This window comes from Pseudomonas sp. SST3 (assembly GCF_003325755.1).
This window is the reverse complement of sequence record NZ_QORI02000018.1, coordinates 76,678-86,888: the sequence shown is the minus strand read 5'-3', so window position 1 is coordinate 86,888 and position 10,211 is coordinate 76,678. Positions and strand designations below refer to the sequence as shown.

The window sequence follows — 10,211 nt, the reverse complement described above, 5'->3', positions numbered from 1 at the left end:
TTCACGACTGGCGGCGAAAGCCTCATTAACATCACCTTCGAGCAATGCAAGCCCCTCCTCGGCCTTGCCCTGTGCTGCCAGAACTCGGGCCAGGCGCTGGCGAGCCAGCTCCTCGAGGGTTTTGTCGGCCGGTTTGTCCAGCACGCTTTGCAACTCTGTCGCGGCCTCATCGAGACGATCAGACTCCACCGCTACCTTAGCCACGAAAAGGCTGCCGTATTGAGCGTAATGCGAGCCGGCGAACTCCTTCTTCAGCAAATTGCCCAGGCGCGAAACCTCGGCGGCATCCACCCCACCCTCCTCCAGCGCAGCATTCAGCAACTGCTGATAGACGGTCGAGGCGTTCTGTGCCTGATTAAGCTGATGCTTCTGCCAGAACTGCCAGCCAAACACCAACACCAGAGCGAGTGCGCCCCCCAACAGCAACGGCATGCCGTTACGCTGCCACCACTCCTTGATCTGCGCCAGCTGTTCTTCATCGGTACCCGAGGTCACACTGTCACTCCTTACATTCGCTGAATTCAGACCCGTCCGATCAAGCCAGACAGGCAGCCAGACGCTCGGGTAGAGCATCCCAGGCAATGCTTTGCTGTTCGCTGTCGTCGCGCAGCGGCTTGCAACCTACCACGCGCTCGGCCAGTTCGTCGTCACCCAGAATCAGCGCAAACCGCGCCCCGCTCTTGTCGGCCTTCTTGAACTGGCTCTTGAAGCTACCGCCACCGGCGTTGACCAACAGACGAAGACCCGGCAGGGCGTCACGGAGCCGTTCCGCCAGCGCCAGTGCCGCCAGTTCGGCGGCCTCGCCGAAGGCACAGATGAATGCGTGTGCCGGTTGGTTGAGTTCTTCGGGAATCAACTCGAGAGTCTCCAGCAGCAGCACCAGACGCTCGATACCCATGGCGAAGCCTACCCCCGGCGTCGGTTTGCCGCCGAACTGGCTGACCAGACCGTCATAACGGCCGCCTGCGCAGACGGTACCCTGCGAGCCAAGTTTATCGGTCACCCACTCGAACACGGTGCGACCGTAGTAATCGAGGCCACGAACCAGTTTGGGATTGATCTGATAGACGATTCCGGCCGCGTCGAGCCGAGCCTTGAGGCCGTCAAAATGGGCCCGCGATTCGTCGTCCAGATAGTCGTGCAGGGTCGGTGCGTCGGCCAGCAGCGCCTGGGTCTGGGCATTCTTGCTGTCCAGGATACGCAGCGGATTACTGGTCAGACGGCGCTGACTGTCTTCGTCGAGCTGATCGAAATGCTGCTGCAGATAGGCTACTAGGGCGTCCCGATAGGTCGCGCGCGCTTCGCTGGAGCCCAGGCTGTTCAGCTGCAGGGTGACCGCATCGGACATGCCGAGCTGCTTCCACAGCCGGGCCGTAAGCACGATCAGCTCGGCATCGACATCCGGCCCCGGCTGATTGAAAACCTCCACCCCAATCTGATGAAACTGGCGATAGCGGCCCTTCTGCGGCTTCTCGTAACGAAACATGGGACCGGCATACCAGAGCTTCTGCACCTGGCCGCCGCCGGTCATGCCATGTTCGAGCACGGCTCTGACGCAACCGGCAGTACCCTCGGGGCGCAACGTCAGGGATTCCTCGTTACGGTCGAAGAAGGTGTACATCTCCTTGTCGACCACGTCGGTCCCCTCGCCGATGCCGCGGGCGAACAGATCGGTAAATTCGAGGATTGGCAGACGGATCTCGCTGTAGCCATAGCTATCGAGCAGCTGCGCGAAGGTCGTTTCCAGATAGCGCCAGACCGGCGTCTGGGCCGGCAGGATATCGTTCATGCCACGAATGGCTTGCAGGGACTTGCTCAATTCGGTTCCTTAAATCAGCTGCGCACGATCAGCGCGGCATCGGTCTCGGCCTTCTCCGCGGCTTTGCGGCGAATCAGCTGCTCCAGTTCGTCGACCAGATTCTCATTGTTCAGCTTCTGCGCCGGCTTGCCGTCGATGTAGATGAGGTTGTTCGGCGTGCCGCCTGTGAGGCCGATGTGTGCTTCCTTGGCCTCTCCCGGGCCGTTGACGATGCAGCCAATCACCGCTACGTCCAGCGGCACCAGCAGATCGTCGAGCCGCCCTTCGAGCTCGTTCATGGTTTTGACCACGTCGAAGTTCTGCCGCGAGCAACTCGGGCAGGCGATAAAGTTGATCCCTCGCGAACGTAGACGCAGCGATTTGAGGATATCGAAACCAACCTTGATTTCTTCCACCGGATCGGCGGCCAGCGAGATGCGGATGGTATCGCCGATACCTTCGGCTAGCAGCATGCCCAGCCCGACCGCTGATTTCACCGTACCCGAACGTAGCCCGCCGGCTTCGGTGATACCCAGGTGCAACGGCTGCTCGATCTTATCCGCCAGGAGCCGATACGCAGCGACCGCCATGAAGACGTCGGATGCCTTTACGCTGACTTTAAAGTCCGGGAAATTAAGCCGATCAAGGTGCTCGACATGGCGTAACGCGGATTCGACCAACGCCTCAGGTGTCGGCTCGCCATACTTCTTCTGTAGATCTTTCTCCAACGAGCCGGCGTTGACCCCGATACGAATCGGAATGCCCCGGTCACGAGCTGCTTCCACCACAGCCCGAACACGATCCTCGCGGCCTATGTTGCCCGGGTTGATGCGCAGGCAATCGACGCCGAGCTCGGCGACGCGCAGGGCAATCTGATAATCGAAATGAATGTCGGCGACCAGCGGCAAGCCAACGCGCTGCTTGATCTTGCCGAATGCCTCGGCGGCGTCCATTGACGGCACTGACACGCGGACGATGTCGGCGCCGGCATTCTGCAGCCTTTCGATCTGCGCGACAGTCGCTTCGACGTCGCAGGTTTCGGTATTGGTCATGCTCTGTACGGCGATAGGCGCATCGCCACCGACCGGTACGTTGCCGACCCAGATCTTTCGGGTGTGACGCCGCTTGATGGGAGATTCACTATGCATGATTACTGTCCGAGCTTGAGACGCGCGGTCTCGCCACGCGTTTTGCCAGAAAGACTGACGGCTTCGCCGTTGAAGCTGACTTGCACACCAGAAGCGAAGCCGAGATGCAGATCCAGCGGGGTTTGCCCGACCAGAGTCCGACTGCTGCCGGCTTTCGCCAATCCGCTGTAAAGCACCTTGCCATTTGCATCGGTAACGCGTGTCCAGCAGTCCGCGGTGTAATCCAGCGTCAACCGCCCTTCGCCCGGCGCAACGGCCTCCGTTTCAGCCACCGGAGCCACGCTAGCACCCGCTTCCGGGGCCGTCGCCGGTGCTTCGCCGGCAGGTACCGTCTCGCTCTGCTCCGCGGGTGTTTCGATTGCCGGCTGCTCGTCAAGCGACAAACTTTCGGTTACCGGATCCTGCGCTTCCTCGCCTACTGATAAGGGCGCCGAGCCAACCTCCTCGCTCGGAGCGAGGTCAACAGGCTCCTCGGGTCGATCCAGCAGATGAATCTCCGTGGTTCCGTCTGCCGCCTCGACTTCAATCCGCTCCAGCGCCGTGACAGACGGGCCGGCTTCGGTGCGGGCCATACGATCCTGCCACCAGAAGAAAGCACCGGCTCCAATAACCAGCGTCAGGATAAAGGTGAAGAAACGCACCATGCTGCGCGACAGACGCACAGGTTGATCGATATGGCCGAGACTGTTGACGCTGCTACCGGTTGCATCCGTGCCGGTATGCTGGTCGAACTGCTGCACGAGACGATTCTGGTCCAATCCCAGCAGCTTGGCGTAAGCACGAACGTAGCCACGGGCAAATGTATGACCGGGCAACTGACTGAAGTCACCGGCCTCGATCTGCATGAGTGAACGCTCCGACAGATTGAGCTGCTTGGCTACCGAAGAAAGCGACCAGTTCTTGCTCTCGCGCGCAGCGCGGAGCGTATCGCCTGGGTTGGTCAGCGTTGTCGGGGCAGCGGCTTCAGAATGTGGCGCTATCATCGTTGCTCCGAAAGAAACTGTTGATATTCAGGCGTTCCGGGATAAAGACGTTTGAGCTGCAAACCAAGACTCGCCGCCTGATCCCGGTCCTGATGGATCTGCGCCAGACGGATACCCAAGAGCAGACTTCGGGCATTCTGCTCGGAAAGGCTGCTGAATCCATCGTAATAACGCTTTGCCGGGACGTACTGTTTGGCTTCGTAGGCCAGCAATGCCAGCTCGAGCAGCGCACGCGGCTGGCGGCTATCGAGGCGCAAGGCACGGGTGAAGTAGGTCTCGGCCTGCTCGTGCTGACCGAGTTTCAACGCGGTCATGCCCATGTTCTGGAAGACATGCGAGCGTCCCGAGTAAAGATTATCTTCCGATGCCTGCGTGAAGCGCTCCATCGCCTCCTGATAGCGTTTCTGCTCGAAGAGAAAACTGCCGTAGTTGTTCAGGATGCGCGCGTCATTGCGATTGGATAAGGCCTTGCGATAATGCTCGTCGGCCAACTGGTTTTCCATTTCATTCTGGAACACCAGAGCCAGTGCCGCATGGGCGTCCGCGCTATTCGGGTCTAGTTCGAGCGCTTTGCGAAGCGGCGTTTTAGCGCGGGAGGCCTCGCCCTGTTGCAGATAGCCGATGCCAAGCTGGATATAGGCGTCTCGCGCTTCGTCGCGACCTTCCGAGGTGCGCATCGGATTACCCGATCCGGAGGACACGCAACCAGCCATAAGGCCGGCGAGCAGAAACAGCAGCGCAACGCGCAATATCATCAACAGCATCCCCCTCAGGAACGGTTCGTAGCAATGGACGCCGTACCTGGCTCGGACTGCAGCTCACGCACTGCGATATAACGCTCGCTTCGGCGTGTGCGATCCATTACCTGTCCGACCAGTTGGCCGCAGGCTGCATCGATATCCTCACCACGGGTGGTACGTACCGTTACATTGTGCCCGGCTTTATGCAGGATGTCCTGAAAACGACGGATCGCATTGTTGCTCGGCCGCTCATATCCGGAATGAGGGAAGGGATTGAAGGGAATCAGATTTATCTTGCAGGGAATCTTCGCTAAGAGCGCGATCATCTGCTCGGCGTGTTCGGGCTGGTCATTAATGCCCTGTAGAAGCGTGTATTCAATCGTGAGAACGCGCTTCTCGCCCAAATTGGAGATATAGCGCTGGCAGGCGGCCAGTAGCATATCCAACGGATACTTCTTGTTGATCGGCACCAACTGATCACGCAGCGCATCGTTCGGCGCATGCAATGACAGCGCCAGGGATACGTCGATGACCTTGGAAAGCTCATCGATCATGGGCACCACGCCGGATGTCGACAGCGTTACCTTGCGCTTGGAAATACCGTAGCCCAAATCGTCCATCATGATCTGCATGGCGGCAACTACGTTGTCGAAATTGAGCAAGGGTTCGCCCATGCCCATCATCACCACGTTGGTAATGGCGCGATCGACCTTGGCCGGGATGGTGCCGAACGATTTATTGGCAATCCACACCTGCCCGATCACTTCGGCGGCGGTGAGATTGCTGTTGAAACCTTGTTTGCCGGTCGAGCAGAAACTGCAATCCAGTGCGCAGCCGGCCTGAGAGGAGACACAGAGCGTGCCGCGTCCGCCTTGAGGAATGTAGACGGTTTCCACACAGCTACCCGAAGCCACACGCACGACCCACTTACGGGTGCCGTCGGTGGAGATGTCTTCGCTGACAATTTCGGGGCCGCGGATCTCGGCAGAGGCCTTGAGCTTTTCGCGCAGGGCCTTGCCGATGTTGCTCATGGCATCGAAGTCATCGACGCCAAAATGGTGAATCCATTTCATGACCTGACCGGCACGAAAGCGCTTCTCCCCTATTGAATCGAAGAAGCTTTCCAGCTGGGGCTGGGTCAGCCCCAGCAGATTCACTTTACCGGTCGTAACAGTCATTTGAATTCACCTTCGCCTGATCAGCGAATGCGGGCACACACTTCGGTGGCGGAGAAGAAGTAGGCGATCTCGCGAGCAGCGGACGCTTCGGAATCGGAACCGTGAACGGCGTTCTCATCGATGGACACGGCGAAATCGGCGCGGATGGTACCCGGAGCAGCTTCCTTCGGATTGGTAGCGCCCATCAGCTCACGGTTCTTGGCGATGGCGTCTTCGCCTTCCAGAACCTGAACGATGACCGGACCGGAGACCATGAAAGCAACCAGGTCTTTGAAGAAGCCGCGCTCACTGTGCTCGGCATAGAAACCGCCAGCTTCGCGCTCGGACAGCTGGACCATCTTCGACGCAACGACGCGCAACCCGGCCTTCTCGAAACGGGAGGTGATCTCGCCGATCACATTCTTGGCGACGGCGTCAGGCTTGATGATGGAGAAAGTGCGTTGCAGGGCCATTTGAAACTCCAGAAATCGATAGGTTAAAACAAACGAGTAAACCCGCGAATTATACGCGGGTCACGAATGAAAATATAAGAGTAGCTGTGACCTGCTGATTGGCAGCGAAGGCCGTGCGCTCGCTTCTGCCTTGAAGAGCGCGGCGCCAGGCTGCCTACCGGATCTAGGCTTCTTCTATCCAGGCGGCCTGTATGGCTTCGAGCACCTTTTCGCCACCGCGCTTCGGATCGTCCGAAAAATCCGGCAGCTCGACGACCCAACGATGCAGCTCGACAAAGTTCACGTAACGCGGATCCACATCCGGCTTGCTTTCGGCCAGCTCAATCGCAATATCCAGCACATCGGACCACTTTAGCGCCATGCTTCACCCCGTCCTCAATGGCCTTCGGAGACTTGATTGATGGTGTACTTCGGAATCTCGACCACCAGATCGACATCCGCAACCGCCGCCTGACAGGACAACCGAGAATTGGGTTCAAGCCCCCATGCCTTGTCCAGCATGTCATCCTCAAGCTCATCAGATGCTTCCAGCGAGGCAAAGCCCTCACGGATCACCACGTGGCAGGTTGTGCAGGCGCAGGATTTTTCACAGGCATGCTCGATGTCGATGCCATTTCGCAGCGCGGCGTCAAGCACCGTCTCACCGGGCTGCGCTTCCACCACCGCCCCTTCGGGGCAATGGTCGACATGGGGCAGGAAAACAATCTGCGGCATCTGGGTCATTCCTCGATATCGTTAAGCCGTCGCCCAGCCAACGCGGCCTTGACGGTTGAATCTAGCCTGCGCGCGGCAAAGGCATCGGTAATCTGGCTCAAGCGCTTGATCTGGCGCTCGATGGCAACTCCATCCTGACTATCGAGAAGCTCGCGAAGACTCTGCATCTGGGAATCGATCGCCGCGCGCTCCTCTTCACTGAGCAGACGCTCACCGTCTACGACCAGGGCGCCCTCGACCGCTTCGAGCAGCCGTTGCGCATCGACCAGTTGCTCACGTAGCGCACGAGCCGCCTTGTCTTCGTTGGCTTTATGGAAAGAATCTTCAAGCATGCGAGTGATCTCGCCGTCGGTCAGCCCGTAAGAAGGCTTCACCTGAATGCTCGACTCGACGCCGGACGCCAGTTCACGGGCCGATACGCTGAGCAGCCCGTCGGCGTCGACCTGAAAGGTCACACGGATCTTCGCGGCACCGGCCACCATCGGCGGGATCCCCCGCAGCTCGAAGCGAGCCAGCGAGCGACAATCAGCGATGAGCTCGCGCTCTCCTTGCAGCACGTGGATCATCATGGCCGACTGGCCATCCTTATAGGTCGTGAAATCCTGCGCACGTGCAACTGGAATAGTGGTGTTGCGCGGAATGATCTTTTCCATCAAACCGCCCATAGTCTCCAAGCCCAACGACAGCGGGATGACGTCGAGCAGGAGCAGCTCCTCGCCATCGCGATTGTTGCCGGCCAATGTCTCGGCCTGGATCGCTGCACCGATGGCGACGACCTGGTCGGGATCGATGTCGGTCAGCGGCTCCCGACCGAACATCTCACCAACCCGCTCGCGCACCCGTGGCACCCGGGTGGAGCCGCCGACCATCACCACCGCCTGGACCTCTTCCATTTCGACCGACGAATCACGCAACGCACGCCGACAGGATTTGAGACTGAGCGCGATCAGCGGGTCAATGAGCTCATTAAAGGTTGCACGCGTCAGAGCACCCTGCCAACCGTCGTAGCGCAACTCGACGGACTCGGCGTTGCTGAGCTGCTCCTTGGCATCACAAGCTATCTTCAGCACCTCTCGCTGGGCACCTGGATCGAGGTCTTCGGAGGCACCAGCCTGCGCCAGAATCCAGCCGGCGACGGCATGATCGAAGTCGTCGCCCCCGAGCGCCGTATCTCCACCGGTGGCCAAGACCTCGAATACGCCCTTGGTCAGACGCAAAATGGAAATATCGAAGGTTCCACCACCCAGATCATAGATCGCCACGACGCCTTCAGCCTCGCGGTCCAGACCATAAGCGACAGCGGCAGCCGTAGGCTCATTGAGCAGACGCAGCACATTCAGATTGGCTAGTCGGGCAGCGTCCTTGGTCGCTTGCCGTTGCGCCTCATCGAAATACGCCGGCACCGTGATTACCGCACCGACAAGCTCGCCGCCCAGCGCGGCTTCCGCGCGCTCACGCAATGCACGAAGGATTTCGGCAGAGACTTCCACCGGACTCTTGGCACCTAGCACCGTCTCGATGAAGGGCATCTGCGATTGCCCTTCAGTGAATCGATACGGCAGTTGTCCACCCAGCTGCTTAACATCTCCGATGCCGCGACCCATCAGACGCTTGACTGACAGGATTGTGTTCAACGGATCGCTGGATGCCGCGCGCTTTGCAGCATGTCCTACCTCGACGCGATCGCTGTGATAACGCACCGCCGAAGGCAGAATCACCTCGCCATCAATGTCAGCCAGTGGCGCCGTAACACCACTGCGCAATGCGGCCACAAGTGAATTGGTGGTGCCCAGATCGATGCCAACCGCCAGGCGGCGCTGGTGGGGTTGTGGGCTTTGTCCGGGTTCAGCTATCTGAAGTAAGGCCATGTCTGTCTGATATCTGGCGCAGCGTCTGGCGCTACGCGGGGTTAATCGTCGAGGCGCTCTTCCAACTGGCGCACTTCCTGAGACAGCTTGTCGAGAAACTGCATTCGACGCACCAGCCGCTCCGCCTGCTCGCGCTGCGATTCCTGCCGCCATACCTGCGCGAAGGAGTCATTGAGATCCTGCTGAGCAGCTTTGAGCCGAGTCTTGAAGGAAGCGATGCCGGCAATATCCGCGTCGCCCTGCAGCTCTTCGAGCTCTTCTCGCCACTGCATCTGCTGCATGAGGAAAGCAGGATCCTGGACGGTTGCCTCAAGCGGCATTTCGCGCCCCTGCAGAGTCAGCAGATAGCGAGCCCGACGCGACGGGCTTTTAAGGGTCTGATAGGCCTCGTTCAAGTTCGCCGAGCACTCGATGGCATGGCGCTGCTCCGCTTCCCCGGCGTCAGCAAACCGATCGGGATGGACCTTGCGGGCAAGCTCGCGATAACGAGACGAAAGCGTTTCCGGATCGATATCGAAGGCGGGCTGCAATTCGAACAGCGCGTAGTGACAGGGAGTTCCCACAGCGTCCTCAGATATTGAAGCTTTCGCCGCAGCCGCATTCGCCACGCACGTTGGGATTGTTGAACTTGAAGCCTTCGTTCAGTCCTTCGCGGACGAAATCAAGCTCCGTACCATCGAGGTACGCCAGGCTTTTGGGATCGATGATGATCTTCACACCGTGATTATCGAAAACCGAATCCTCTGCTGCCGCCTCGTCAACGAACTCGAGCACGTAGGCCAGGCCGGAGCAGCCGGTGGTGCGTACGCCCAACCGGACCCCCAGCCCTTTGCCGCGCCCTTCCAGGGAACGGCGCACGTGATCAGCGGCGGCGGTTGTCATGCTGATAGCCATCGATACCTCCTTAGGCTTGCGGCAACCCTTTCTTTTCACGGTAATCGCGAACGGCCGCCTTGATGGCATCCTCTGCCAGTACCGAGCAATGGATCTTCACCGGCGGCAGCGCCAGCTCTTCAGCCAGCTGAGTGTTCTTGATGGTTTCGGCCTCTTCCAGCGTCTTACCCTTCATCCACTCGGTGGCGAGGGAGCTGGAGGCGATGGCCGAACCGCAACCATAGGTCTTGAACTTGGCGTCTTCGATGACGCCCTGCTCGTTGACCTTGATCTGCAGACGCATCACATCGCCGCAGGCCGCGCGCCGACCATACCGGTGCCGATGGAAGGATCCTCAGCGTCGAACTTGCCGACGTTGCGGGGATTTTCGTAATGGTCAATGACCTTCTCACTGTATGCCATGGTGCAATCCTCATTGAATCAGGCTATGCGGAAC

General features: G+C 59.4%; 12 protein-coding genes and 1 pseudogene. All 13 read right to left on the bottom strand.

All coding sequences use genetic code 11. The features are described from left to right. A partial coding sequence (locus DQ405_RS17655; protein ID WP_168425388.1) for a tetratricopeptide repeat protein occupies positions 1-495 on the bottom strand: 495 nt, incomplete at its 3' end. Between the two features lie 40 nt (positions 496-535). Continuing rightward, a complete protein-coding gene (gene hisS / locus DQ405_RS17650) occupies positions 536-1,819 on the bottom strand; it encodes a histidine--tRNA ligase (protein ID WP_168425387.1) in 1,284 nt (427 codons plus the stop codon). 14 nt (positions 1,820-1,833) lie between these two features. Beyond that, complete coding sequence (ispG, locus tag DQ405_RS17645; RefSeq protein WP_168425386.1) at positions 1,834-2,946, bottom strand: flavodoxin-dependent (E)-4-hydroxy-3-methylbut-2-enyl-diphosphate synthase; 1,113 nt, start codon at positions 2,944-2,946, stop codon at positions 1,834-1,836. A 2-nt stretch (positions 2,947-2,948) separates the two neighbouring features. Further along, complete coding sequence (locus DQ405_RS17640) at positions 2,949-3,929, bottom strand: RodZ domain-containing protein (RefSeq protein ID WP_168425385.1); 981 nt, start codon at positions 3,927-3,929, stop codon at positions 2,949-2,951. Beyond that, the gene (gene pilW, locus DQ405_RS17635) at positions 3,926-4,684 is read right to left on the bottom strand and encodes a type IV pilus biogenesis/stability protein PilW (protein WP_168425384.1); all 759 of its coding nucleotides are present in this window, start codon (positions 4,682-4,684) and stop codon (positions 3,926-3,928) included. The genes DQ405_RS17640 and pilW overlap by 4 nt, the downstream gene beginning before the upstream one ends. Before the next feature lie 14 nt (positions 4,685-4,698). Beyond that, a complete protein-coding gene (gene rlmN / locus DQ405_RS17630; RefSeq protein ID WP_168425383.1) occupies positions 4,699-5,847 on the bottom strand; it encodes a 23S rRNA (adenine(2503)-C(2))-methyltransferase RlmN in 1,149 nt (382 codons plus the stop codon). Between the two features lie 20 nt (positions 5,848-5,867). Continuing rightward, a complete protein-coding gene (gene ndk, locus DQ405_RS17625) occupies positions 5,868-6,299 on the bottom strand; it encodes a nucleoside-diphosphate kinase (RefSeq protein ID WP_021209485.1) in 432 nt (143 codons plus the stop codon). A gap of 163 nt (positions 6,300-6,462) precedes the next feature. Continuing rightward, positions 6,463-6,660 carry a Fe-S cluster assembly protein IscX gene (gene iscX, locus DQ405_RS17620; protein ID WP_168425382.1) on the bottom strand — a complete coding sequence of 66 codons (198 nt, stop codon included), beginning with the start codon at positions 6,658-6,660 and terminating at the stop codon, positions 6,463-6,465. A 14-nt stretch (positions 6,661-6,674) separates the two neighbouring features. After that, positions 6,675-7,013 carry an ISC system 2Fe-2S type ferredoxin gene (fdx, locus tag DQ405_RS17615; RefSeq protein ID WP_168425381.1) on the bottom strand — a complete coding sequence of 113 codons (339 nt, stop codon included), beginning with the start codon at positions 7,011-7,013 and terminating at the stop codon, positions 6,675-6,677. A 5-nt stretch (positions 7,014-7,018) separates the two neighbouring features. Beyond that, positions 7,019-8,881, bottom strand: a complete 1,863-nt coding sequence (gene hscA / locus DQ405_RS17610; RefSeq protein ID WP_168425380.1) for a Fe-S protein assembly chaperone HscA — start codon at positions 8,879-8,881, stop codon at positions 7,019-7,021. A 41-nt stretch (positions 8,882-8,922) separates the two neighbouring features. Next, positions 8,923-9,444: a co-chaperone HscB gene (hscB, locus tag DQ405_RS17605; RefSeq protein WP_168425379.1), complete on the bottom strand. Its 522-nt coding sequence runs from the start codon at positions 9,442-9,444 to the stop codon at positions 8,923-8,925. A gap of 7 nt (positions 9,445-9,451) precedes the next feature. Then, on the bottom strand, positions 9,452-9,775 hold the full coding sequence (gene iscA / locus DQ405_RS17600; RefSeq protein WP_168425378.1) for an iron-sulfur cluster assembly protein IscA: 324 nt from the start codon (positions 9,773-9,775) through the stop codon (positions 9,452-9,454). 10 nt (positions 9,776-9,785) lie between these two features. Beyond that, positions 9,786-10,177 (bottom strand): annotated as a pseudogene (gene iscU, locus DQ405_RS17595) (Fe-S cluster assembly scaffold IscU). Positions 10,178-10,211: the final 34 nt, after the last annotated feature.